This window comes from Kitasatospora sp. Ki12 (assembly GCF_054601375.1).
The window spans coordinates 773,949-797,445 of sequence record NZ_BAAIHT010000002.1; the positions used below are offsets into that span (position 1 = coordinate 773,949).

The 23,497-nt window shown below is 72.9% G+C and carries 20 protein-coding genes; 11 read left to right on the top strand and 9 right to left on the bottom strand.

All coding sequences use genetic code 11. The annotated features are described in order from the left end of the window. Nucleotides 1-15: 15 nt before the first annotated feature. Together ACYP53_RS20990 and ACYP53_RS20995 are read left to right on the top strand one after the other, a co-directional pair. Nucleotides 16-684: a YdcF family protein gene (locus ACYP53_RS20990; protein WP_459648493.1), complete on the top strand. Its 669-nt coding sequence runs from the start codon at nucleotides 16-18 to the stop codon at nucleotides 682-684. Next, complete coding sequence (locus tag ACYP53_RS20995; protein ID WP_459648494.1) at nucleotides 629-1,465, top strand: WbqC family protein; 837 nt, start codon at nucleotides 629-631, stop codon at nucleotides 1,463-1,465. The genes ACYP53_RS20990 and ACYP53_RS20995 overlap by 56 nt, the downstream gene beginning before the upstream one ends. A gap of 898 nt (nucleotides 1,466-2,363) precedes the next feature. Here the strand turns inward: ACYP53_RS20995 and ACYP53_RS21000 are convergent. Then, a complete protein-coding gene (locus ACYP53_RS21000; RefSeq protein ID WP_459648495.1) occupies nucleotides 2,364-3,134 on the bottom strand; it encodes an AraC family transcriptional regulator in 771 nt (256 codons plus the stop codon). Between the two features lie 72 nt (nucleotides 3,135-3,206). Between ACYP53_RS21000 and ACYP53_RS21005 the strand changes: the two genes are divergently transcribed. Beyond that, a complete protein-coding gene (locus ACYP53_RS21005; protein ID WP_459648496.1) occupies nucleotides 3,207-4,430 on the top strand; it encodes an MFS transporter in 1,224 nt (407 codons plus the stop codon). Between the two features lie 15 nt (nucleotides 4,431-4,445). On the opposite strand, the gene ACYP53_RS21010 is transcribed toward ACYP53_RS21005, so the two are convergent. Beyond that, entirely contained in the window at nucleotides 4,446-8,693 is a 4,248-nt protein-coding gene (locus ACYP53_RS21010) for a molybdopterin-dependent oxidoreductase (protein ID WP_459648497.1), read from the bottom strand. 365 nt (nucleotides 8,694-9,058) lie between these two features. On the opposite strand from ACYP53_RS21010, the gene ACYP53_RS21015 reads away from it, so the two are divergent. Further along, nucleotides 9,059-9,568 (top strand): hypothetical protein, encoded by a 510-nt coding sequence (locus tag ACYP53_RS21015; protein WP_459648498.1) that lies wholly within the window; start codon nucleotides 9,059-9,061, stop codon nucleotides 9,566-9,568. A 125-nt stretch (nucleotides 9,569-9,693) separates the two neighbouring features. Here the strand turns inward: ACYP53_RS21015 and ACYP53_RS21020 are convergent, their stop codons facing one another. Then, on the bottom strand, nucleotides 9,694-10,425 hold the full coding sequence (locus ACYP53_RS21020; protein ID WP_459648499.1) for an SDR family NAD(P)-dependent oxidoreductase: 732 nt from the start codon (nucleotides 10,423-10,425) through the stop codon (nucleotides 9,694-9,696). A 95-nt stretch (nucleotides 10,426-10,520) separates the two neighbouring features. Between ACYP53_RS21020 and ACYP53_RS21025 the strand changes: the two genes are divergently transcribed. The 3 genes from ACYP53_RS21025 to ACYP53_RS21035 all read left to right on the top strand — a co-directional run bounded on the left by ACYP53_RS21025 (nucleotide 10,521) and on the right by ACYP53_RS21035 (nucleotide 13,451). Further along, nucleotides 10,521-11,372, top strand: coding sequence for a LysR family transcriptional regulator (locus tag ACYP53_RS21025; RefSeq protein ID WP_459648500.1), 852 nt, complete (start codon nucleotides 10,521-10,523; stop codon nucleotides 11,370-11,372). 99 nt (nucleotides 11,373-11,471) lie between these two features. Then, nucleotides 11,472-12,083 (top strand): ArsR/SmtB family transcription factor, encoded by a 612-nt coding sequence (locus ACYP53_RS21030; RefSeq protein WP_459648501.1) that lies wholly within the window; start codon nucleotides 11,472-11,474, stop codon nucleotides 12,081-12,083. Between the two features lie 57 nt (nucleotides 12,084-12,140). Beyond that, a complete protein-coding gene (locus ACYP53_RS21035; RefSeq protein WP_459648502.1) occupies nucleotides 12,141-13,451 on the top strand; it encodes an MFS transporter in 1,311 nt (436 codons plus the stop codon). Nucleotides 13,452-13,625: 174 nt separating this feature from the next. Here the strand turns inward: ACYP53_RS21035 and ACYP53_RS21040 are convergent, their stop codons facing one another. Both ACYP53_RS21040 and ACYP53_RS21045 read right to left on the bottom strand, forming a co-directional pair. After that, complete coding sequence (locus ACYP53_RS21040) at nucleotides 13,626-14,309, bottom strand: response regulator (protein WP_189914457.1); 684 nt, start codon at nucleotides 14,307-14,309, stop codon at nucleotides 13,626-13,628. A 73-nt stretch (nucleotides 14,310-14,382) separates the two neighbouring features. Next, nucleotides 14,383-15,582 (bottom strand): sensor histidine kinase, encoded by a 1,200-nt coding sequence (locus ACYP53_RS21045; RefSeq protein ID WP_459648503.1) that lies wholly within the window; start codon nucleotides 15,580-15,582, stop codon nucleotides 14,383-14,385. Nucleotides 15,583-15,733: 151 nt separating this feature from the next. Between ACYP53_RS21045 and ACYP53_RS21050 the strand changes: the two genes are divergently transcribed. The 3 genes from ACYP53_RS21050 (at nucleotide 15,734) to ACYP53_RS21060 (ending at nucleotide 20,495) form a co-directional block, all read left to right on the top strand. Further along, on the top strand, nucleotides 15,734-16,462 hold the full coding sequence (locus ACYP53_RS21050; protein WP_459648504.1) for an ABC transporter ATP-binding protein: 729 nt from the start codon (nucleotides 15,734-15,736) through the stop codon (nucleotides 16,460-16,462). Further along, entirely contained in the window at nucleotides 16,459-18,867 is a 2,409-nt protein-coding gene (locus tag ACYP53_RS21055; RefSeq protein ID WP_459648505.1) for an ABC transporter permease, read from the top strand. The genes ACYP53_RS21050 and ACYP53_RS21055 overlap by 4 nt, the downstream gene beginning before the upstream one ends. 209 nt (nucleotides 18,868-19,076) lie before the next feature. After that, a complete protein-coding gene (locus ACYP53_RS21060) occupies nucleotides 19,077-20,495 on the top strand; it encodes a pyridoxal phosphate-dependent decarboxylase family protein (protein ID WP_459648506.1) in 1,419 nt (472 codons plus the stop codon). A 53-nt stretch (nucleotides 20,496-20,548) separates the two neighbouring features. Here ACYP53_RS21060 and ACYP53_RS21065 read toward each other — a convergent pair whose 3' ends face one another. The 4 genes from ACYP53_RS21065 to ACYP53_RS21080 form a co-directional block, all read right to left on the bottom strand. After that, nucleotides 20,549-21,052, bottom strand: coding sequence for a DinB family protein (locus ACYP53_RS21065; RefSeq protein WP_459648507.1), 504 nt, complete (start codon nucleotides 21,050-21,052; stop codon nucleotides 20,549-20,551). A gap of 82 nt (nucleotides 21,053-21,134) precedes the next feature. After that, nucleotides 21,135-21,929 carry a hypothetical protein gene (locus ACYP53_RS21070; RefSeq protein WP_459648508.1) on the bottom strand — a complete coding sequence of 265 codons (795 nt, stop codon included), beginning with the start codon at nucleotides 21,927-21,929 and terminating at the stop codon, nucleotides 21,135-21,137. Further along, nucleotides 21,926-22,210, bottom strand: a complete 285-nt coding sequence (locus ACYP53_RS21075) for an N-acetyltransferase (RefSeq protein WP_459648509.1) — start codon at nucleotides 22,208-22,210, stop codon at nucleotides 21,926-21,928. The genes ACYP53_RS21070 and ACYP53_RS21075 overlap by 4 nt, the downstream gene beginning before the upstream one ends. Before the next feature lie 158 nt (nucleotides 22,211-22,368). Then, nucleotides 22,369-22,815, bottom strand: a complete 447-nt coding sequence (locus ACYP53_RS21080; protein ID WP_189914466.1) for a hypothetical protein — start codon at nucleotides 22,813-22,815, stop codon at nucleotides 22,369-22,371. A 230-nt stretch (nucleotides 22,816-23,045) separates the two neighbouring features. Between ACYP53_RS21080 and ACYP53_RS21085 the strand changes: the two genes are divergently transcribed. Beyond that, nucleotides 23,046-23,474, top strand: a complete 429-nt coding sequence (locus tag ACYP53_RS21085) for a PPOX class F420-dependent oxidoreductase (protein WP_189914468.1) — start codon at nucleotides 23,046-23,048, stop codon at nucleotides 23,472-23,474. Nucleotides 23,475-23,497: the final 23 nt, after the last annotated feature.

Genomic DNA, 23,497 nt, shown 5'->3' on the forward strand with positions numbered 1-23,497 from the left:
GAGTGGGAGAAGAACGTGGCGGACGCGCAGCATCGCGAGATCACCGACCGGCAGTGGGCGGACGCCGCGCTGATCTGGGGCTACCACCAGATGGGCCACGAGCGGCGGCCGTGCGATGTGGCGATCGGTCTGGGCTGCCACGATCTCGGCGTGGCGGCCGAGACGGCCGCACTGTACCTGGACGGCCTGGTTCAGAAGATCGTCTTCACCGGCGGGCTCAACCCGTCCCGGCCCGACCACTTCCCCTGCGGTGAGGCCGTGCACTTCACCGAGCACGCCGTCTCCCTCGGGGTGCCCGAGCACGCGATCCACCTGGAGCCCCAGGCCCGCAATACCGGGCAGAACATCCGATTCTCGCGGGAGGTCCTGAAGACCGCCGGCGTCGAGGTGCGGTCGGTGCTGCTGGTGAGCATGCCCTACATGGAGCGCCGGGCGTACGCGACGTGCCGCCAGGCGTGGCCGGAGGTCGAGGTGGTGTGCACCTCCACCCAGATGAACCTGAACGACTACGTGAAGACCATCGGCGACGAGAAGCTCGTGATCGACAGCCTCGTGGGCGATCTCCAGCGGGTGATCGAGTATCCGGGGCTCGGGTTCGCCGTCGCCCAGGATGTTCCGGAGGCAGTCCGTGACGCGTACCAGCGGCTTCTGGCCGACGGCTTCGACAGCAAGTTGCTCGGCTGACACGGCACCGTCCGTCGGGCCGGTGTGCGCCGTCCACCAGCCGAACGTATTCCCTCGCCTCTCCACCCTTGCCAAGTTGTTCGCCGCGGATGTGTGGGTCGTCCTCGACGACGTCCAGTTCGCCCGGCGCGACTACCAGCACCGTGCCCGCCTCGCGCCGGCGAACGGTGCACCCGGCCCGACCAGGTGGTTGAGCATCCCCACCCACCTCCCGGCCGGTCGGGCGACGCTGATCCGGGATGCCCGGATCGTCGACCCGATGCGCAGCCGCCGCCGAAGCGCGGTTCTCCTCCGGGAGCACTACCAGACCGCTCCTCACTGGCCGGCGTTCAGGGACGGGCTGGACGCCTTCCTCGACGTCTTCGGACGCACCGACCGGATCGCGGCGGTGGCCCAGGAGTCCACGCTGCTACTGCTGTCGATGGTCGGTTGGAGGGGCCAAGTGGTAGCCAGCAGCGATCTGCACGCCGGCTCCGACCGGTCGCAGCGCCTGACCGACTTATGCCTGGCGGTCGGAGCCAGCACTTACCTCTGCGGCACAGGCGGGTTGAGGTACGTCCAGCCCGCCGTCTTCGACCGTGCCGGTGTCGAGCTGCGTCCCGTCCGGCTTCCGGCCGACGGCTGGTGGGCAGGGGCGCCCCGGACGAGCGCGGTCGCTGCGCTCACCGCTCACGGGCCACGCCGCCTGGCCGAGCTCCTCCACCGAGCACAGGAAGCGCAGCCGCTCGCAGCCATCGTCCTGCCCGGACAGAATCCGGTTGCCGGGTGCGACTCGGGATGACGGCCCGGGTGCCCTCGCGGAACACCGCAATCGGGCCTTCGAACGCTCTCGCAACCGCCGCCGGGCCGATCACTCCGCGGTCAATGTAACGACGAACACTAACTCGCTGCCGTCAGCCGCCTCACGAAATTCCCTGAATGGCCGTCCATTCCGTGATGATCCCCGCCATCAGTCGGCCAGCGCGTACGTCCCCGTGTTCGAGCTCCCCGCACCGGCGGGCAATGGCCCCGGGGTCGGATTTCGGGTGCTCCCAGGCTGCTTCCTGGGCCTCCCCTTGGGGCGGCGGGCAGGCATCTCCGCCCCCAGCCTCGCGAGTTCCTCCGTGGTCCAACCTGCCGCCTCCGCCGCCGCATAGGCCTTCCCGTACGGGACCTCGGTTTCTGCCAACCGATCCTTCAGGCGTCTGCGTTCGGTCATGATCGCGTCGAGCAGACTGCCGGCTCAGTTTCGACGCGGTGTTCTGGGTGAACTCCGCGTTGTCCAGCTTGTTGGAGTTCGCGGCGCCGCGCATGAGCCTGATCGTTTCGAAGGCTGAGCTGATCAGCGAGGTCATGCAGTTGCCGCCGCCCGGTACGGACGGGGTTCCGCAGGTCTTGTCGACGGGGGCGGCCGCAGGCGCGGCCTCGGCCTGCACGGTCAGGCCCGAGGCTATGGCGATTGCGGCGACCCCGCAGGCCAGGGCTCGTTTCAGGCGGGACAGGGTTTCATGTCAGAACCGTCTTTCTTCTCGACAAAGATGGATCGTAGACCTCGAAATCCTCCGTCTCGCCGCTCCTGACGGAATCCATATGCATGACCGAGAAACCTGGCGCCTTTTCACGTCACCCCGGCCCGACGAGAATTCGGATGAACCTGAATGCGGGATGATCCGTTGTCCTGCCCCAGGGTCCCGGGGCCCTCAGTCGAAGTAGCCGGTCGGTGTGACGCCGAGGGAACGGCGGAACATCGCGCTGAAGGCGCTCGGGGTGGCGTAGCCGAGGTCGGCGGCGACGGTGCTGACCGGGGTGGCGCGGGCGAGCAGGATCACCGCGTGCAGCAGGCGGGCCTGCTGCACCCAGTGGGCCAGGGTCATGCCGGTGGCGTGGGGGAAGCGGCGTTGCAGGGTGCGGGGGCTGAGGTGGGTGTGGGCGGCCGCGGTGGCGGTCGTCCAGTCCGCGCCCGGGTCGGCCCGGATCGCGGCGCACAGTCTTTCCAGTTCGGGGTCGGCGGGCACGGGCAGGTGCAGGGCGGGGACCGGCTGCGGCTCCAGTTCGTACAGCAGCAGGTCCATCAGCCGCCCGTCCCGCCCGTGCGGGTCGTACTCCAGCGGGATCCTGGTGGCGGCCTCGATCAGCTCGCGCAGCAGCGGGGAGACCGAGACGACGGTGGGTTCGCCGGGCGGCTCGGGTGCGGCCCGCGGTTCGACGTAGACGGTGCGCATCCGGACCCGGCCGGCGCAGGTCATCGCGTGTTCGGTCTCGGGCGGGACCCAGACGCCCCGGGTCGCGGGGACCACCCAGCTGCCCCGGTCGGTGACGACCGTGATGACCCCGCTGGTCCCGTAGATCAGCTGCGCCCGGCGGTGCCGGTGCGGCGGGATGTGGTGGCCGTCGGGGAGGTCGCGTGCCATCGCGGCCAGCGGCCTGGGCACGTGCTGGTAGTCCTCGCGGTTCTCGCTCTTGCCGTGCATTGGCACACTCTCGACAGTTCTCGGCGTTCGCGCGACAGCATGCCAGGCCCGACCTGCCTAGCGTGGACTCACGTGATCGACACCGCCGCTCCCTCCCGCCCCTCGCCTGCCGCCCCCACCCGTGGGGTGCCGATCGTGCTGCTCGCCGCCGCCTCGGCTGTCACAGCCGCGAACGTCTACCTGAGCCAGCCGCTCCTCGCCGCCGCCGCCCGGTCCCTGCACAGCAGCCCCGCCCTCCTGGGCGCCGTCCCGACCGCCACCCAGTTCGGCTACGCCGTCGGGATCGCGCTGCTGGTCCCGGCCGGCGACTGCGTCGACCGCCGTCGGCTGATCTGCGCGCTGAGCGGGGCCGCCGCACTGGCGCTGGCCGCCTGCGCGCTGGCCCCCGGCCCGGGCTGGCTGGCGGCCGCCGGGTTCGTCCTCGGCCTGGTCTCCCCCGTGCCGCAGCTGGTCGCGCCGCTCGCGGTGGCACTGGCCGGCGGACGGGCCACGGGACAGGCCGCGGGACGGCCGGTGGGACGGACCGTCGGCGTCGTCCAGGCCGGGCTGCTGGTCGGGGTGCTGGGGGCGCGCACGTACGCGGGTGCGCTGGCCTCGGTCGCGGGGTGGCGAGCGGTCTTCTGGTGCTCCGCCGGGCTCACCCTGCTGCTGACGCTGGTGCTCCGGCGGACGCTGCCCGCCCTCCCACCGGTCGGGGCGGTCCGGTACGGCGCGGCGCTGGCCTCACTGCCCCGGTTGTTCACGGCCGAGCCGCTGGTCCGGCGGGTGACCGTGTCCGGCGCCCTGGTCGGGGTCTCCTTCGGGGCCTTCTGGACGGCGCTGACCCTCCTGCTTGACCAGCACTACCGCTTCGGCTCAACGGTGATCGGCCTGTTCGGGCTGGTCGCCGCGGCGAGCGCGCTGCTGTCCCCGGCGGCGGGACGGCTCGCGGACCGGCTCGGCGCGCGGCGCGGGCCGGCCGCGCTGGTGGTGGCGGTGCTCGCGGGGTGGGCGCTCCTGCTGCCGGGCGGCGGTTCGCTCGGCTGGCTGACCGCGGGCGTGGTGGTGCTGGACGTGGCCATCTGGGGCAACCAAGTGGCCTGCCAGAGCGCCCTGTTCACCCTCTCGCCGGGGGCGCACAACCGGCTGAACACCTGCTACTTCACCCTGCGTTTCGCCGGCATCGCCGTCGGCTCGACGGTCGGCTCGCTCGCCTGGGCGCAGGGCGGCTGGCCGGCCGTGGTCGCTGCCGGAGTGGCGGCGGGGCTGGCCGCCCTGGCCGTGACGGTCGCCCGGTCACGGCCTCGGCGGGGCTGAGCCGCACGCACGGCCTCAGTAGACGTCGCGGGCGTAGCGCCTGTCGGCGGCGAGCTGCTTGACGTACGCGGCCGCGCCGTCCTCGTCGAGTCCGCCGTGGGCGACGGCGATGTCGCGCAGGGCCCGGTCGACGTCCTTGGCCATGCGGGAGGCGTCGCCGCAGACGTAGAAGTGGGCGCCGTCCTGGAGCCAGGACCAGAGCTGGGCGCCGTGTTCGCGCATCCGGTCCTGGACGTAGACCTTGTTGCGCTGGTCCCGGGAGAACGCGAGGTCGACGCGGGACAGCGTCCCGTCGCGGTGCAGTTCGGCCAGTTCGTCCCGGTAGTAGAAGTCGGTGGCGCGGCGCTGTTCGCCGAAGAACAGCCAGTTGCCGGCCCGGTGGCCGAGGGCGCGCCGCTGGTCGAGGAAGCCCAGGAAGGGGGCGACACCCGTACCGGGGCCGACCATGACGGCCGGGGTGTCGGGGTTGCCGGGCGGCCGGAAGTGGGCGGAGCCCTGCACGAACAGCGGCACCTCGGTGCCGGGTTCGGCATCGGCGAGGAAGGTGGAGGCGACCCCCTTGCGGGCGTGGCCGCGCGGGCCCTCGTAACGGAGCACGGAAACGGTGAGGCTGACCCTGCCCGGGGTGGCGAGGGGGCTGGAGGAGATCGAGTACATCCGGGGCTTGAGGGGCTTGAGGAGGTCGGCCCACTCCTGGGCACCGAGGCGGACCGGGAACTCGGCGAGCAGATCGACGGCCTGACGCCCCCAACTCCACTTCGCCAGGCCGTCCTTGTTGTCCGGGCGGAGCAGCCGCTTCAGTTCGCGGTCGCCGGTGCGGTCGGCGACCGTACGGAGCAGCTCGGGGGTGATGCGGGTGATGTCGAGGTGGTGGAGGAGGACGTCGGCAAAGGTGGCGGTGCTGGTGCCGGCGAGGACGACTTCGGCGCCGGGATCGAGGCCGGTGATGGCGAGCCATTCGGCGACGAGGTCGGGGCGGTTGGTGGGACGGACGCCGAGGGCGTCGCCGGCCTGGTACTCGACCTGGTCGCCGATGTCGAAGGTGAAGCGGCGGACCTCCTTGTCGGCGCCCGGGAGGCTGAGCAGCTCGTTCCCGGAGAGGGGAGCCGGGTAGGGGTCGTTCCTGGTCGGTCGGGCGGACGGCGGGGCGGGCGACGGGGCGGACGGCGGGGCGGACGGCGGGGCGGGCGACGTGCTTCCGGCCGCCGGGAGTGCGGTGGCTGCCGTGGGGCGCGACTCCTCGTCGAGAGCGGAGAGAGCAGACAGGGCGGAGAGGACGGCGTCGAGCCAGGCTCCGGCGGCGTCCTCGTAGTCGGGTTCGCAGTCGGTGCGCGGGTGCAGGCGGATGGCGCCGAGTTCGGCGAGGCGTTCGTCGAGGCGACGGCCGTGGCCGCAGAAGTCACCGTAGGCGGAGTCCCCGAACGCGAGGACGGCGTAGCGCAGGCCGTCCAGCCGCCGCGTGTCGGGCGTGTTGAGGCCCTGCCAGAAGTCGGCGCCGTTGTCGGGGGCAGCGCCGTCGCCGAACGTGCTGGTGACGACGAGCAGGTCGGTGTCGGCGGTGAGATCGGCGGGCGTCGCCTCCGCCATGGGGCGCAGGTCCGGAACGCGGCCGGACTCGGCGATCCGGGTGCCGACGGCGGCGGCGAACTCCTCGGCGTTACCGGTCTGGGATGCCCACAGCAGGAGCAGGCGCCGGGTCGAGGGGCTGGTGACCGGGGCGGCGACCGGGGCGGCGTCCGGGGCAGGTCCGCCGAAGGGCACCTGCGGGCCGCCCGGTGCGGCGACGCGGGAGAACAGGCCGGCGAGAGCGCCGTCGACCCACCGGGCCGTCTCGTGGTCGAACGGGGCGCCGGGCGGCAGAACCGGAATCCCTTGGCCGGGCGGGGCCAGCATGACACCGGAGAGGTAGCCGGCGAGGTAGCGGCGCTCGTGCTCGGCGAGCGGAGGCGGCACGAGGTCGGAAAGGCCGAGCATCGCCGCCAGCGCGGGTACGGCGTCCTGCTCAGGGGAGGGTGCGCCATCCGCCGTGTCCGCAGCAGGCTCGCTCTCGGGTCGGGCCACGGGCACCGGCGCCACCGGCACCGGAACCGCCGCCTTGGCGAGGGTGACGGCGCAGACCTTGAATTCGGGCTGGAAGGAGACCGGGTCGACGGCGTCGTTGGTGACGGCGTTGATGCTGAGGTACTCGCCGAACAGGTCGTTCCAGTGGAAGGGCGCGAAGCAGTTGCCGGGGCGAACCCGGTCGGTGACCACGGCGGGCAGCACGGCTCGGCCGCGTCGGGAGGTGATCTCGACGTGGTCCCGCTCCGCGATGCCCAGCCGCTGGGCGTCCTCGGGGTGGAGCTCCACGAACGGCCCGGGGTTGAGCTTGTTGAGCTTGGCGACCTTCCCGGTCTTGGTGAGGGTGTGCCACTGGTGCTGGAGGCGGCCGGTGTTGAGGACGAACGGGTAGTCGTCGTCGGGGAGTTCGGCGGCCGGCAGGTGCGGGCGGGGGAAGAACCGGGCGCGCCCGTTTCCGGTCGGGAAGACCAGCTGCGGCCGGGTGCCGTCCTCGCGTTCCAGGAGGGCCTGGCTGACGCCGTCGTTGAGGTAGCGGACGGGGTTGCGGTCGGGCCCGCCGGGCGCGGCGGGCCACTGCACCGGTGTCCCGCGCAGCCGCTCGTAGGTGACGCCGCGGATGTCCCAGCCGGTTTGGGGGTTCCAGGCCCGCTTGATCTCCTCGAAGACCTCCTCGGAGTTCGCGTAGGTGAAGGCGTTCGCGAACCCCATCGCGCAGGCGACGCGGGCGATGAGCTGCCAGTCCGGGGTGGCCTGGCCGGGCGGGGTGACCACGCCGGGGACGAGGGTGAGGTTCCGCTCGGAGTTGATCATCACACCGTCGGACTCGGCCCACAGGGTGCCCGGGAGGACCACGTCCGCGTACGCGTTGGTCTCGGTCTCGGCGAAGACGTCCTGGGTGACGACGAGTTCGGCGGCCTCCAGACCGGCGATGACGGTCTTGCGGTTGGCGACCGAGGCGACCGGGTTGGTGCAGATGATCCAGCACGCCTTGATGTCACCGGCGGCCATCCGCTCGAACATCTCCACCGTGCCGCGCCCGACCTCGGTGCGCAGCGTACCGGCCTCGATGCCCCAGAGGTCTTCGACGAAGGCGCGGTCGGCGTCGACGAGGACGGAGCGCTGGCCGGGCAGACCGGGGCCCATGTAGCCCATCTCCCGGCCGCCCATGGCGTTGGGCTGGCCGGTGAGCGAGAGCGGCCCGGCGCCGGGGCGGCAGATGGCGCCGGTGGCCAGGTGGAGGTTGACCAGGGCGTTGGTGTTCCAGGTGCCGTGGGTGGACTGGTTGAGGCCCATCGTCCAGCAGCTCATCCAGTCGCCGGCCTCGCCGATCCACCGCGCGGCCTGCCGGATGTCGGCCTCGGCGAGGCCGGTGATCTCCGCGACCTTCGCCGGCGGGTAGTCGGCGAGGAAGCCGGGCATCTCCTCCCAGCCGTCGGTGAAGCCGGCGATGAACTCCTCGTCGGTGTGGCCGTTCTCGACGAGCAGGTGCAGCAGCCCGTTGAGCAGGGCGAGGTCGGTGCCGGGCCGGATCTGCAGGAACAGGTCGGCCTTGTCGGCGGTGGCGTTGCGCCGGGGGTCGACGACGATGAGCCTGGCCCCGGCGGACTTGACCCGGTCCATCATGCGCAGGAACAGGATGGGGTGGCAGTCGGCCATGTTGGCGCCGATGACGAGGAAGGCGTTAGCGCGGTCGAAGTCCTGGTACGAGCCGGGCGGGGCGTCCGCGCCGAGCGACAGCTTGTAGCCGCTGCCCGCACTGGCCATGCACAGCCGGGAGTTGGACTCGATCTGGTTGGTCCCGATGAAGCCCTTGGCCAGCTTGTTCGCCAGGTACTGCGCCTCCAGCGACATCTGCCCCGACACGTACAGGGACAGCGCGTCCGGACCGTACTCGTCCAGGACCGCCCGCAGCCGACCGGCGACGGCCGCCACCGCCGCGTCCACGTCGACGGGCACCGCCGGCTCGCCCCGGGCGCCGCGCACGAGCGCGGTCTCCAGCCGCCCGGGGGCGGCGAGCAGGTCGGCGTGGGTCGCGCCCTTGGTGCACAGCCGACCGCCGTTGGCGGGGTGGTCCTTGTCGCCCGACACCTTGGCCACGGTCCGGCGGCCGTCCGCGTCCTGCTTCAGGTCCAGCACGACCCCGCAGCCGACGCCGCAGTACGAACAGACCGTCCGCACCCGGCCCGCGTCCGTCCCCGCCACAGTGCCCCCTCAGCCGTACGGGTGCCGGGGCGGCTCCGCGCATCGCGTTCCACCGGCAGCCGGGGCCGCTCCCCGACGGGAGCCACCGTAGGAACGGCGTGTTGCGACCGGCCGAGAAGATCGATTCAGCGCCGTTACGGCGCCCGCACCGCGCTCCGCCCGGGCTGTGAGGACACGAGGTGGCGCGGGAGGAAGCTGCGCGGGGGCACCCAGGCGGTGCCCCCGTCGGCGGGTGTGCCGCACCCGCGTTCGGGAACCGCCGTCAACCACCCGCGCGCGGATCGGGGCGAATCCGCGCTTCACCAGCGGTTCACCGCGCCGGAGCGGTACGTTGGCGGTCGCCGATTGCAGGGAGAACCGTCGACATGACCATCGACCAGGCCGCCCTCGGCCGCGCGGTGAAGGCGGTCTCCGCCGCCGCGCACGCCGATGACGCGGCCGCGCTGTACCGGGCCGTGATGCCGCCGGCGGGAACGGACACACCGCCGGCCGAGGCCGCGACCTGGTTCGGGACCCTCCTCATCCACCTGGCACTCACGGCGGCGGCCAGTTCGGAGCTCGAGCCGGGCTGCCCCCGGGACGCCGTCTCGGAGTGGATCGGGCAGGAGCTGGGCCCGCCGCCGACCCCGGCGCTGCTGCGCGCCGCGGACCCCGACCGCATCGACCACGTCGAAGCCGTGAGCGCCGCGGCGGACCACTCCCGGTACCACGAGTACGCCGTCGACCTGATCCGGCTGGGCCTCGCCGAGCCGGACGAGGCACCGGACGAGCGAGGCGTCGACGCCCATTGCACGGTGACGAACGACAAGGACGCGCGGATCGTCGTGATGGCGATGCTCGGCCGCCTCGCCGCCGCTCCCGGCGGGCGAGGCTGACGACGCCGCCCCCGGTCTGACACCGGGCACGGTGTCAGACCGGGGGCGTCGACGAACCTGTTCGAGACGCGTGGGCGAAGCGGCCTCACCCCCGGTGGCCGCGCGGGTGTTGACCGCCGTGCACGTCACCAGGGCACGACGCCGGCGTCCTCGAAGAACTGGCCCGTCGGGCCGTCGTCGGGCAGGGTCGCGAGTTTGACGGCGATCGCCGCGCCCTGTTCGGGGGTGCGCACGCCCCGGAAGCCGTTGAGGTCGGTCGCGACATAGCCGGGGCAGGCGACGTTGATCAGGATGTTCGTGCCGCTCAGCTCCCGGACGTACTGGAGGGTGACGGCGTTCAGGAACGTCTTCGACGGCGAGTACGCCGCGGCTACCGGACCTACTGTCAGCTCACCGGCGGCCTCTGACTGCCGGGTGAGGGAGCCGACAGAGCTGGACATGTTCACGATCCGCGGTGAGGCGGAGCGGCGCAGCAGCGGCAGCATCGCGTTGGTGACGCGGATGACGCCGATGACGTTGGTCTCCACGACCGTGCGGATGGTGGCGGGGTCGACGCGGGTGGGCTCCTGCGGCATGCCGCCGGTGATGGCGGCGTTGTTGACGAGCACGTCGAGGCGCCCGGCCCGTTCCTCGATCAGCCGTGCGGCGGCTGTCGCGCTCGCGTCGTCGGTCACGTCCAGCGGTACGCCGAACGCGTCGACGCCGGCCGCGCGCAGTTTCTCCACCGCGGTCTCGCGGCGCCGGTCGTCGCGGGCGCCGACGCCGACGCTCCAGCCGAGGGCGCCCAGGCCCGCGGCGATCTCGTAGCCGATTCCCTTGTTCGCGCCGGTGACCAGCGCAATCGTTCGTTCGCTCATGGGGACCATGCTGCTCTCGGACCCCGGCGGGGGTCCAAGACCGATTGGGTGGGCAGCGATACCGTCCGGGTATCGATCCGGAGTACGGTGGCCGGATGGAGACCAGGGAACTGCGCTACTTCGTGGCCGTCGCCGAGGAGTTGCACTTCGGGCGCGCCGCGGAGCGGCTCGGGATCGCTCAGCCGCCGCTGTCACGGGCGATCCAGCAGCTCGAGCGCCGGCTCGGGGCAGCGCTGCTGGACCGGACCAGCCGCACCGTCACGCTGACCGAAGCCGGCTCGGTGCTGCTGGCCGAGGGCCGGGCGGCCCTCGACGCGGTCGAGGCGGCCGAACGCCGGACCCGCCGCGCCGCCCTTGCCTCGGCCGGCCGTCCCGGCCTGGTCCTGGTCACGAAGGCCAGCGCGTCCCGCGAACTGCTGGCGGAACTGCTGGACGCGTACGCCGCCGAACCCGGCGCGGTCCCCGTCGACGTCATCCTGTGCGGCCCGGCCGAGCAGGAACGCCTTCTGCGCGAGGGCCGGGCCGACGTGGCGCTGCTGCACCGGCCGTTCGACTCGACGGCCGGGTTCCACACCGAGGAACTCGGCACGGAGGGCCAGGTCGTGGTCCTGCCGGCCGGGCATCCGCTCACCGTCCGGACCCATGTGCACATGGCCGACATCACCGGGCTGCCCGGCCTGCCCCTGCCACGCTGGCCCTGCCGCGACGGCACCTACCAGCCCGGCCCCGGCCCGCAGGTCCGCGACCACGCGCAGTTGTTGCAGCTCGTCGCGCTCGGCCGTGCTTGCGCGGTCTCACCGGAGTCGTGCCGAGCCCAACTGCACGGTGACCTCGCCGCCGTGCCCGTGCTGGACGCGCCGAAGGTCACCACCGTGATCGCCTGGCCGCCGCACAGCCGGTCCAGAGCCGTCGCCGACCTCGTCCGGACTGCGACCCGTCTCCGGTAGTTCCAAGTAGTTCCACGTAGTTCACACAGTTCGGTGCCCGGCACCCCCCGATGCAAAATTTTTATTGCGCAACTTTCCCTTCGGATCTACCGTGGTGGCATGCCCCAGCAGCCGCAGCAACCGCAGCAGCCCGAGACCGACCGGATCACCGACCTGTCCCGCCTGAAGGCGTTCACCAACCCGCTGCGGATGCAGCTCTACCGCCTCCTCTACGCGGCGGGCACCGCCACCGCCTCGCAGCTCGCCGAGCAGGTCGACCAGGCGCCCTCGCTGGTCAGCTACCACCTGCGCAAGCTCGCCGAGCACGGCTTCGTCGCCGAGGCGAGCGGCCGGAGCACCGACGGCCGGGAGCGGTGGTGGCAGGTCGCCTCCGAGGAGGGCTGGGGCTTCCGGGAGTCCGACCTCACCGGGACGCCGGAGGGTGCCGCCGTCGTGGGCGCGGTGACGCACGGTCTCATCGACTCCCGCACCGCCCAGTACCGCGCGTACCTGGGACAGGGCGCCGCCTGGGGAAAGGAGTGGACCGACGCGGCCTTCAGCTCCGAATGGCTGCTCGACCTCAACCCGGCCGAACTCGCCGCGCTGGGTGAGGAGCTGCAGGAGCTGTCCCGGCGCTGGCGAGAGCGCGGCAAGGCCGCCCGGGCGGCCGGCGACACGGCGGACCGCGAGCACGTCTCCGTCCACCTGTACGGGTTCCCGTTCCGCCCCTGACGCCCCGCCAGCGCCCAAGCCCCCACTCCACCCCCACAGAGACGACCGGAGCCCCTCATGGCCGTCGCGGAAGCGACCCCCACCGTCCAGAGCGCCGTCCAGACCGCCACACCACCCGCCGCACCGCCCGCCCACCGCGACGCCAACGTGCTGCGCTGGCTCGCCGCCTACACCGCCTCGCTCATCGGCGACAGCGTCTACTTCGTCGCCCTCGGCTGGTCCGCCCAGCGGGCCGCCGGCCCCACCGAGGTCGGCCTGGTGATGGCCGCCGGGGCGCTCCCCCGCGCGGTGCTGATGCTCGGCGGCGGCGTACTGGCCGACCGGCTGGACCCCCGGCGGGTGATCCTCGGCAGCGACGCCCTGCGCTGTCTGCTCATCCTCTCGGTGGCCGCGGGCATCGCCCTGAGCACGCCCGCGCTCTGGCTGCTGGTCACGGTGGCGCTCGTCTTCGGCGCGGTGGACGCGCTGTTCGTCCCCGCCGTCGGCGCCCTCCCGCCCCGGATCACCGGGCCCGACCAGCTGACCCGGGTCACCGGTATGCGCTCGCTGTCGATGCGCGTCGGCCAGATCGCGGGCCCGCCGCTCGGCGGCCTGGCCATGGGCCTGGGCGGCCCGGCGGCCGCGTTCGGCGTCGCCGGCCTGCTCTTCGCGCTCTCCCTGCCGCTTCTGCTCACCGTCCGGGTCCGGCCCCTCGACACACCCGCCGCCGAGGGGACGCCCCAACCGGGTAGCGCCCGCGCCGACCTCCTCGACGGCCTGCGCTACCTGCGCCGCCACCGCCTGATCGGCCCGCTGGTCGCCGTCGGCGCCGTCTGCGAACTCGGCCTCACCGGCACCCTCAACGTCGGCATGGTGCTCCTCAACGCCGAACGCGGCTGGGGCCCGTCCGGCTACGGCTGGATCGTCGCCTGCTTCGGCGCCGGGGCCACCGCCGGCGCCGTGCTGCTCACCGTCGTCGGCCGCCTGCCCCGGGCGGGCCTGACCATGGCGGGCACCCTGTTCGGGGCCAGCACCGGCGCGGCGGCGATGGCCCTGGTCCCGAGCCTGTGGACCGTCGCCGTCCTGGCCGCCGCCGTCGGCCTGTGCGCGGGCGTCTCCGGCGGCCTGGGCAGCGCCCTCATCCAGACCGCGACCGACCCCGCCTACCTCGGCCGGGTCACCTCCGTCGTGATGCTGACCATGCTGGGCCTCGCCCCGCTGAGCTACCCCCTGGTCGGCGCCGCCATCGGTGCCTGGGGAGCCGCCCCCGTCTTCCTCGCCTGCGGCGCCCTCGCCGGCCTGAGCGCGATCGCCGCCCTCACCTCCGACGCCGTCCGCCGCGCCGAACTCCCCGGCCGCCGGAAGCCTGACGACCAGTCGGCGCGGTAGTGTCCCGGCCCGGTCCTCCGGCGGCACTGGCGGCGGCGGCGCGAGCGACAGGTACGCCCCGATGCCCGGTCCTGCTGCGACCGGGGGTGTGACGGCGCGTCCGGAACGCGGCGGACCCGTGGTCGCGATCGTTCATCTGATCCTGCCCCTACCGTCCGCCCCTCCCATCGGCCTCTACCGTCTACGCGGCACGAGTCCGGTTTCGAAGGCGATGATCGCCAGGTGGACGCGGTCCCGAGCTTCGAGCTTGGCGAACAGACGCGCGACATGGGTCTTCGCGGTCGCCGCGCTGATCACCAGCCGCTCGGCTATCTCAGCGTTCGACAGTCCCTGTCCGACCAGTGCCAGCACCTCGCGCTCCCGGTCGGTGATCCCCGCGATCGGACTCAAGTCGACGGCGGGCCCGGCGTCCGGTTCGGGGGCCGCGGGGCCGGGAGTTCCGGCGAAGTCCGCGATCAGCCGTCGGGTCACGCTCGGTGCGATCAGCGCGTCGCCCGCGGCCACCACGCGGATCGCTTCCAGGATCGCGTCCAGGGCCATGCTCTTGAGCAGGAATCCGCTGGCCCCGGCGCGCAGTGCGCCGTAGACGTACTCGTCGTGGTCGAAGGTCGTCAGCACCAGGACCTTGGGCGGGTCCGGCTCGGCGGTCGCCTGCCGGGTCGCCTCGATCCCGTCCATGCCCGGCATCCGGATGTCCATCACCACGACGTCCGGACGCAGTTCACGCACCAGGCGCACCGCCTCGCGGCCGTCGCCGGCCTCGCCGACCACCTCCAGGTCGTCGGTGTCGCCGATCAGGATCCCGAGCCCGACCAGCATCAGCGGCTGGTCGTCGACCAGCAGTACCCGCACGCTCATGCGCCCACCTCGCTGACGCTCGGCGAGCGCTTCGCGCACGCGCACCTGTTGACGGTGAGCTCGCTTCGCTCGCTCATGCCGGAAGCCTCGCAGCCACCCGGAACCCGCCCTCCGGACGCCGGCCGGCGCTGAACTGGCCGGACAGCAAGGTCACCCGCTCGCGCATGCCGAGCAGGCCGAAGCCGCTCCCGCCGACCGCCGCCGAGAGCCTCGGACGGCCCGGCCCGCCGAGACCGTCGTCCCCGTCGTCGACCACCTCGATCGTCACCCCTTCCGGCTCGTAGCCGACCGCGACCCGGCACGTCCGCGCACCGGAATGCCGCACCACGTTCGTCACCGACTCCTGGACGATCCGGAACGCCGACAGCTCGATCTCCGGCGGCAGCGGCCGCCGCTCGCCCCGCCAGGTCACCTGGACCCGCACCCCGGCGCCGGCCGTGCGTTCGGCGAGCTGCGGGACGTCGGCCAGGCTGCCGGCCGGCGCCAGCGGAGCGGCCTGCGGCATGGCGTCGTCCGGCTCGGCGCGGCGGAGCGCCCCGAGCATGCGCTGCAGCTCCAGCAGCGTCTCCCGGCTGGTGGTCTCGATGCCGGTCAGCGCCTGCCGCGCCTGCTCGGGCTTGCTCTCCACGACCCGCGCCGCCGCTCCCGACAGCACCGTGATGATCCCGATGCTGTGCGCGACGCTGTCGTGCAGTTCGCGGGCGATCCGCAGCCGCTCGGCCATGACAACGCGGGCCGCCCTCTGCTCGTGCAGGGCTTCCAGGTATTCGCGGCGTTTGCGGTACACCCCGCCGAAGACCCACGCGACCGCGAACCACAACGCGAAACCCCCGGCCCACTGGACCGCGTCGCCGACGGACTGCTCGCGGGTGTGGAGGTCGTTGACGAGCGCGGCCGCGACGCCCGCGACGGAGCCGACGGCGGCAGCCTTGGGCCGCCGGACGGCGAGGTACCCGCCCAAGCCGACGAGCAGGACGAACACGATCGAGGGCCGCGCGCCGAAAGCGTCGCCGAGGACCGTTTCGCCCAGGACCGCCGCGAAGACCGCCGCCGGCAGGCGGCGCACCAGCAGAACCGGCAGGGCGAGGACGATGTACAGACCGACCATCTGGGCGGGCTCGAGGTCGGGGAACCGGAACAGGCCGTTCTCAGGGGTCGGCATCGTCAAGGGGAGCATCAGCGCGTACAAGCAGGCGGTGGCCAGTACCACGGCCTGTGACGTCAGCCAGGTCACGCGTTTCGATGTCGACAGACGCTGGAGAAGCTGTTCCATGCGGAGATCGTATTCAGCGGCGTCGGCTCCGCGCGTCGCCCCGGGGATGTACGCCGGATGCGCCGGATACGCCCCCTGGCCGACGGCCTGGGAAGAGGTGACATCCGTCGGCCGACGCGGTGGATCGTGGTCCGTTCCTAGGTTCGTGGTCATGACGAACGCACCGATGATCGATCTTCGCGACACGACGAAGAAGTACGCCGACGGCCCGCCCGCACTGGCCGGCGTCACCTTGTCCGTGGCGGCTGGTGAGTGCGTGGCGATCCTCGGCCATTCCGGCAGTGGCAAGTCCACGCTGCTGAACCTGATCGCGGGTCTGGACAAGCCTTCCAGTGGCACCGTGACCGTCGACGGCACCCGCGTCGACCAGCTCGGCGAGGCCGATTCGGCGAGGTACCGCCGGGCCTCCATCGGCATGGTCTTCCAGTTCTTCAACCTGCTGGACGACCTGACCGTGTTGGACAACGTCATGGTTCCGGCGCAGCTGGCCGGGATGGGCAAGCGCGAAGCGAAGCGGCGGGCCGTCGAGCTGCTCGAGTCGCTGGGCATCGACCGGCATGTCAAGGCCTATCCGCAGCGGCTGTCCGGCGGGGAACGGCAGCGGGTGGCGGTGGCCAGGGCCCTGATGAACGAGCCGGCGCTGCTGCTGGCCGACGAGCCGACCGGCGCCCTGGACTCCAGCTCGGCCGAGGACGTGCGCGAGCTGCTGCTGGACCTGAACAGCGACGGCCAGACCATCCTGCTGGTCACCCACGACGTGCGGTTGGCCGCGAGCACCGCGCGCCGCACGATCGAGTTGGTGGACGGTGCCGTGGCCCGGGACGTGGCCAACACGGTCGGCGGCGCCACCGTCAACAGCTCGGCGGGAGCGGTCCGGTGAGCGCCCTGGGCAAGGTCGTACGCTCCGGCGTGGGCCGTCGTCGGATCCAGTCCCTCGTCATGGCGCTGACGACGTTCGCCGCGGTGACGTCCTCAGTGCTCTCCCTCGGCCTGCTGGCCGTCGTGCAGGCCCCGTTCGACCACGCCTTCGGTGCGCGGAACGGGGCGCACCTGGCGGTCCAGTTCGACGGCTCGAAGACCACGGCCGCGCAGGCCGCCGCCACCGCGCACGCCGCCGGTGTCACCGAGGCGGCCGGGCCCTACCCGGTCGCCGCCGCCCTGGACACGACGATCGGCACGGACTGCTCCACGAAGGACTGGGCCGGTCACGACAACGGTCCGATCACCGTCACCACCCGGCCCGACCTGGGCAGCACCTCCGGGATGGACCAGCTCGCGCTGACCCAGGGGCGCTGGCCGACCGGCCCGGGCGAGATCGCCCTGCCCTGGCACCACTTCGCCGCCGACTGCTTCGGCGGTTCGGTGGTGTTCTCCTCCCTGCCGGGCAAGCCGTCGTATCTGGTCGTCGGCTTCGGCGGCTCGGTGACCGACAGCGCGACCGCCTTCGCCACCGCCGACGGTTTCGCGCGGCTCACCGCCGCCGGTGCCACGTCCGACGTCCAGATGCTCTACCGGTTCGCCAAGGCCGGGACCGACGCCGACATCGCCACCGACAAGCAGGCGGTGGCCGCCGCCGCGCCGGCCGGCTCGGTCGAGGCCGGACAGTCGTACCTGACCGCGGAGCAGCAGGCGACCGGCAACGCCAAGGCCTACGTGCCCTTCCTGATCGCCTTCGGGATCCTCGGGCTGTTCATGTCGGTGCTGATCATCTCGATCGTGGTCAGCGGGGCCGTGGCCTCGGGAATCCGGCGCATCGGGATCCTGAAGTCGTTGGGCTTCACCCCTTCGCAGGTGGCCCGCGCCTACACCGCGCAGGCCATGATCCCGGCGACACTCGGCCTGCTGCTCGGCACGGTTTTCGGCAACCTCCTGGCAGTGCCGATCCTGGACGGGGCCACCAAGCAGCTCGGCGCGGCCGGTGCCACGATCCCGTTGTGGGTCAGCGCCGTGGTGCCGCTGGGCACCCTGCTGATCGTCGGCGTCACGGCTTTGATCCCAGCGCTGCGGGCCGGCCGGATGCCGACGGTGCGGGCCCTGGCGGTCGGCCGCGCCCCCGAGGCCGGGGGCGGTCGGGCGGCGCAGCGCCTTGCCTCGCGGCTGCCGCTGCCCCGGGCCGTGTCGCTGGGGCTGGCCCAGCCGTTCGCCCGGCCGGCCCGGGCCGTACTGGTCGGTGCGGCGGTGCTGTTCGGCGTGGTGAGTGCCACGTTCGCGGTGGGGCTGGAGTCCGGGTTCAACAGGTACCTGGACACCAGCACCTCAGGCTTCAACGTCGCGTCGAAGTTCGTGATACCCACGGCCGACGTGGGCGTGCCCTGGGATCTCTACGGCCCCAACGACCCGCGCAACCCGCACCTGGACGCGGCAAAGGTGGCCGCCGCGCTCGCCGGGATCCCGGGCACGAAGACCGCGTTCGGCTGGGGCGACAGCGGCGCGACCATGGTCGGCGCCCCGCCCGGCGGCGAACCTCCGAAGGTGTTCACGGTCACCGGCGACTTCTCCTGGACGCACCTGGAGCTGCTGTCCGGCCGCTGGTACTCGGCGCCCGGCGAGGCCGTGGTCGGCGACAAGCTGGCCACGACGGTGGGGATCCACGTCGGTGACGACGTCACCGTGGTGCAGCAGAACAAGCAGCTGTCGCTGAAGGTCGTCGGCGTCAACTTCGACACCAACCAGGGCGACTACACCGTCATGACGGATGCGGCCACCTTCACCGCCGCCGGTCTGACCCCGCACATCGACCTGTTCAACGTCGAGCTGGCCGACGACGTCAACGGATCGGACTGGTCCGCCTCGGCCGCCGCCGCGCTGTCCCCGCTGAACGCCTCGGTCCAGCCGAGCTCGGGCGGGGGCAAGAACATCATCGTGATCACCATGGGCGCCCTGGTGGCCACGCTCACGCTGATGATGATCGCGGTCGCCGCGCTCGGGGTGCTGAGCACGGTGGTGCAGGACACCCGGGAGCGGGTCCACGATCTGGGGATCCTCAAGGCCCTCGGGATGACGCCCAAGCAGACCGTCGCGATGGTCCTGACCTCGGTGACACTCACCGGCCTGATCGCCGGGCTGATCGGCGTCCCGCTCGGGGTCGCGGTGGAGAAGGCGACGCTGACCCCGATGGGGAACGCGATCGGCCGGCACGTGCCGCCGAGCGTGTCCCACGTCTACACCACCGGGCTGCTCATCCCCCTGCTGGCCGGCGGGATCGTGATCGCCCTGCTCGGCGCACTGCTGCCGGCCGGCTGGGCGGCCCGGTCGCGGACCGCCACCGCGCTGCGGACCGAGTAGGACCGAGTAGGACCGAGTAGGACGGAGCAGGACGGAGCAGGACCGAGCAGAGCCGCTGGCCGCCCCGGCGGACCGCCCGCAGCAGGGGCACGACGGGCTCGCCCCCGCCCGGGCCAGGCCACCCGTAGCGGATTGGCCCGGGACGGCCCGGATACCGCGCACTAGCCTCGGGCGCACAGCAGATCGACGGAGAATCCCCGGAGACCCTCATGCACCCCGAACTCGCGGCCGATCTCGGACGGTTGCCCGAACTCCTGGAGGAAACCCGGCAGCGGGCCCTCGCCTTCCTCGGCGGCCTGGACGGGCGGCCGGTACTCCCGCAGGCGGCGGCGTCCGGTGCCGGGCCCGGCCGCCCGGCGCGGCTCGCCGCGGCGGATGGCGGGTTGCCGGCGGGTGGCGGGTTGCCGGCGGCGCTGGCGGAGTTCGCCGAGCGCTGGGAGCCGCGGCTGTCGGCGAGTGCCGGGCCGCGGTACTTCGGATTCGTGACCGGTGGGGCGACCCCGGCGGCCCTGGCGGGCGACTGGCTGACCGCCGCCGTCGACCAGAACTCCAACTCCTCGCTGGATCCGGCCGGTCAGCACCTGGAGCGGGAGACGGTCGGCTGGCTGCGCGAGCTGTTCGGGCTGTCCGAGGCGCACCACGGCACCTTCGTCAGCGGCGCGACCATGTCGAACACGGTCGGGCTGGCCATCGCCCGCGAGTGGCTGGGCGAGCGGCTCGGCGTGGACGTCGCCGAGGACGGGGTGGGGGCGCTCGGCCTGGTCCGGGTGCTGTCGGGCGGCGCGCACTCGTCCGTCGCCAAGGCCCTGTCGGTGCTGGGCCTGGGCCGGACGGCGCTGCGGCCGGTACCCCTGCTGCCCGACCGGGAGGCGGTGGACGTGGCCGCGCTGGAGCGGGCGCTGGCCGAGTCCGGCGGGCCGTGCGTCGTGGTGGCCAACGCGGGCACGGTCAACACCGTCGACTTCGACGACCTGCGGGCGATCGCGGAGCTGCGCGAGCGGTACGGGTTCTGGCTGCACGTGGACGCCGCCTTCGGCGCCTTCGCCGCGCTGTCGCCGGAGCACGCGGAGCTGGTGGCCGGCCTGGACCTCGCCGACTCGGTCTGCGCCGACCTGCACAAGTGGCTCAACGTGCCCTACGACAGCGCCGTGCAGTTCACCCGCCGCCCCGACCTGCAGGCCCGGGTGTTCCGGAACTCCGCCGCCTACCTCGGCCCGCTCGGCGAGCACCCCGACCTGGTGCACCTCACCCCGGAGAACTCGCACCGGCTGCGCGCCCTCGCCGCCTGGTTCACGCTGCGCGCGTACGGCCGCTCCGGCCACCGGGAGATCGTGGAGCGCAACATCGCGGGCGCCCGGGCGCTCGGCGAGGCGGTCGAGCGGATCGACGGCCTCCGGCTGCTCGCCCCGGTCCGGCTGAACGTCGTCTGCTTCACCCTGGCGGCGGACCCCACCGCCGAGCGCCTCGCCGCGCTCGCCGCCGGACTGGCCGAGGAGGCCTTCGTCACCCCGACCCACTACGCGGGCCTGCCCGCCCTGCGCGCGGCGTTCAGCAACTGGCGCACCACGGAGGCGGACGTCCGGCGCACGGCGGCGGCCCTGGCGCAGGCTGTCCGGAACCTGCCCTGACAGGGAGCCGGCCTGTCAGGGAGCTGGCCTGTCAGGCCCCGACGCCTCCCGGCTCAGCTCCGGTCGTGGTCCCCGGTGCTGCCGTCGATCAACTCCCGCAGGATGTCGAGGTGCCCGGCGTGCCGCGCCGTCTCCGTCGTCATGTGGATCAGCACCCAGCGCAGCGAGACCGAGTTGCCGGACCAGGAGGTGCCGAGGTCGTCCAGCGCGAGCTCTCCGATCACCTCGTCCGCATCGGCCCGCGCCCGGGCGTAGAACGCCAGGATGTCGGCCGTCGACTCGTGCGGCTCCACCCGCATGTCGGAGCTGTCGTCGGCGTCGACGTCGAACGGCAGCGGCCCGGTGTCGCGCCCGAACGTCTGCCGGAACCAGCCGAGTTCGGCGCCGCCGAGGTGCTTCAGCAGCCCCAGCGGGTTCGTCCCCGACGGCGTCATCGGACGGCGCAGCTGCTCGTCGTCCAGGCCCTCCAGCTTCCACAGCACCGCGTCGCGGTGCCGGTCCAGCGCCGCGAGAAGGCTTTCCTTCTCCTCACCCGTGAAGGGCACTCGATTGCTCATGTCCGGACCGTAGCAACCACCACTGACACAACTCTCGGAGGACGTCCTGAACCGCTGCACCCGATCCGCCGGTCGGCCCGGCTCAGGAGGACTGGTCGCCCGGGGAGTCCGGGTCGGGCCGCATCAACAGCAGGTCCTCGCCCCAGGCGTCCAGCACCGCCGCGTGGCCGGCGGCCCGGGCAGCCGCCTCGACCCGGGCGAAGAGCCGCTGCTGCGGCGCCACCTCGCCGGTCGCGGTGATCCGGGCGACGGTGTCCAGCAGCGCGGCGCCGTCCCAGCCGGGCAGCGGGAACCGGTCGAGCTCCCAGGCCAGGTACTTGTTGTAAGGGCGCGGCCGGCGGTCCAGGGCGAAGAGCAGGTCGAGCAGGAAGCCGACACCGGCGGCCGCGTCGAGGTGACCGGCGAGCGGGTTGCCGTCGCGGTGGTTCTTGACCGAGCGGTAGAGCGAGTTGGCGTAGGCGTCCACCAGGGCGGCGCCGGACCGGAAGGCCTCCTCGGCATCGAGCCGCCCCATCGCGGCGACGATCCGGGCGACCTGCCCGTCGCGGCGGTCGAGCAGCACCCGGGAGCGGGAGATGGCGTACCGCTCCCAGTCGGCGGGCCGGCGGAACCGTTCGAGGGTGGTGACGACCAGGTCGAGCCGCGCGGAGCGGTAGCCGTCGAGCGCGGCCAGCCCGCTCGCCGCGTCGCCGTCTCCGTCTCCGCCGGCAGAGGCGGAGGCGGAGGCGGAGGCACCGTCGTCGAGGATCACGTAGAGGTCGTGGTCCGAGTGACGGGTGGTCATGCCGTCGTGGGCCCGGGAGCCCTTGAGGACGAGCCCGACGACGGCCGGGTCGGCCGCCGCAGCGGCGACGATCGCCTCGAAATCCAGCGTCACGTCAGGTCCTTGCACATCAGCGTGCACATCGTCCCGTACCGCTGGAGCGAGCCGTCCTCGGCCTCCACATCCCAGGAGCCGGGTTCGCGGCCGAAGGCCCGGTAGCCCAGGCGTTCGTAGAGGGCACGGGCGCGCGGGTTGCTCTCCTCGACGCCGAGTTCGGCGCGGCGGCTCTGGTGGACGAGCTCGCGCACGTGCTTGGCGGATCCGGCCCAGCCGCAGGACGGCAGGTCCGCGTCGGTGAGGCCGCGCACCGACAGGTGCGGCCTGATCTCGGTCATCGCCGCATCCCTTCGACTCCGACATCCGACAGGGGCCGTCTCCCATTCCAGCAAGCCGGCCCCCGTCCCGTCCAAGGGGTTTCGGACCGGACGGCACCCCGTCGGCAGCCAGGGACGGGACACCCCGTCCACGCCCCAGGGCTGCACCCCGACGACGGTCAGGGGTGCGCCCCGTCGCCGTACACACCGCCCGCCTGGTCGGTCAGGCCGTCCAGGAACTCCGCGTGCGCGAGGTTCATGAACCGCAGCGGGCGCCACCGGGGACGGTGGTCGGGGTGGTCGCGGAACTCCCCCGCCGTCCGGCACAGCCGGTCCCACCAGATCATCGCGTCCTGCCGCATCCGCTGCGTCCACCCGGGTTCGTTGCCGCGGCCCTCCAGGACCGCGTCCTCCCAGGCGCAGAGGATGTCGGACAGGAAGATGCAGTCGTACTGCGTGATGGCCGCCAGCCGCTCGGCGGCGAACCGGGCGCCGCTGCCCTCGGGTTGGGCCTCGACCAGCTCGCCGAGGCGGGCCGTCAGGAAGGCCCGCAGCGGGGTGACGTCCTCGTAGTGGAGGTCGTCGGAGAACTCCAGCAGTTCCACGGGCTTGCGTTCGCGTGCCATCGTGCGGCGTCCCCTCGGTTCGGACGACGGTTGCGCCGACGGCCCGTCACGGACGAGTGACGGAGCCGTCACGTTCTGTCGGCCCGACCTTAGACCTCCGCGCCCGCCGGCACACCCGATTCCCGGACTTCGCCCACCGTTCCGCCGCTCGGGCCAGGATGTCCGCCGTGCGGGCAACACGCCTGCCGCGCCTTGACCTTCACACCGGTGTGAAGGCCGATGATGCTCCCATGACCGCCACAGCTTTCGACCCGTACGCGCTGCTCGCGCAGAGCCGCCTCGGCATCCTCGCGACCATCAAGGCCGACGGCCGGCCCCAGCTCTCCCCCGTCATGCCGTTCTACGACCGGGAGGCGAACGTCGTCCTGGTCTCCACCCGGGAGGGGCTGGCCAAGACCGTCAACCTGCGCCGGGACCCCCGGGTCAGCCTGGAGGTGACCGGGCCGGACGGACGCTCCTGGGTCACCGCCGAGGGCGTCGCCACCCTCTCCGGCCCGGGCACCGACCCCGACGGCCCCGAGGTCGACGCGCTGGTCGAGTACTACCGCCGCGCCGCCGGGGAGCACCCCGACTGGAGGGAGTACCGCGAGGTGATGGTCTCCGACCGTCGGGTGCTGCTCTCCTTCGCGGTCGACCACGTGTACGGCACCCGCATCTGAGCCGCCCCGGCCACCCTCACGGG

Excerpts from the sequence above, each read along its gene's own strand:
- ACYP53_RS21000 (WP_459648495.1), bottom strand. The coding sequence starts at position 3,134 with ATGCACGGCAAGAGCGAGAACCGCGAGGACTACCAGCACGTGCCCAGG.
- ACYP53_RS21015 (WP_459648498.1), top strand. The coding sequence starts at position 9,059 with ATGACCATCGACCAGGCCGCCCTCGGCCGCGCGGTGAAGGCGGTCTCC.
- ACYP53_RS21020 (WP_459648499.1), bottom strand. The coding sequence starts at position 10,425 with ATGAGCGAACGAACGATTGCGCTGGTCACCGGCGCGAACAAGGGAATC.
- ACYP53_RS21025 (WP_459648500.1), top strand. The coding sequence starts at position 10,521 with ATGGAGACCAGGGAACTGCGCTACTTCGTGGCCGTCGCCGAGGAGTTG.
- ACYP53_RS21030 (WP_459648501.1), top strand. The coding sequence starts at position 11,472 with ATGCCCCAGCAGCCGCAGCAACCGCAGCAGCCCGAGACCGACCGGATC.
- ACYP53_RS21035 (WP_459648502.1), top strand. The coding sequence starts at position 12,141 with ATGGCCGTCGCGGAAGCGACCCCCACCGTCCAGAGCGCCGTCCAGACC.
- ACYP53_RS21040 (WP_189914457.1), bottom strand. The coding sequence starts at position 14,309 with ATGAGCGTGCGGGTACTGCTGGTCGACGACCAGCCGCTGATGCTGGTC.
- ACYP53_RS21045 (WP_459648503.1), bottom strand. The coding sequence starts at position 15,582 with ATGGAACAGCTTCTCCAGCGTCTGTCGACATCGAAACGCGTGACCTGG.
- ACYP53_RS21050 (WP_459648504.1), top strand. The coding sequence starts at position 15,734 with ATGACGAACGCACCGATGATCGATCTTCGCGACACGACGAAGAAGTAC.
- ACYP53_RS21060 (WP_459648506.1), top strand. The coding sequence starts at position 19,077 with ATGCACCCCGAACTCGCGGCCGATCTCGGACGGTTGCCCGAACTCCTG.
- ACYP53_RS21065 (WP_459648507.1), bottom strand. The coding sequence starts at position 21,052 with ATGAGCAATCGAGTGCCCTTCACGGGTGAGGAGAAGGAAAGCCTTCTC.
- ACYP53_RS21075 (WP_459648509.1), bottom strand. The coding sequence starts at position 22,210 with ATGACCGAGATCAGGCCGCACCTGTCGGTGCGCGGCCTCACCGACGCG.
- ACYP53_RS21080 (WP_189914466.1), bottom strand. The coding sequence starts at position 22,815 with ATGGCACGCGAACGCAAGCCCGTGGAACTGCTGGAGTTCTCCGACGAC.
- ACYP53_RS21085 (WP_189914468.1), top strand. The coding sequence starts at position 23,046 with ATGACCGCCACAGCTTTCGACCCGTACGCGCTGCTCGCGCAGAGCCGC.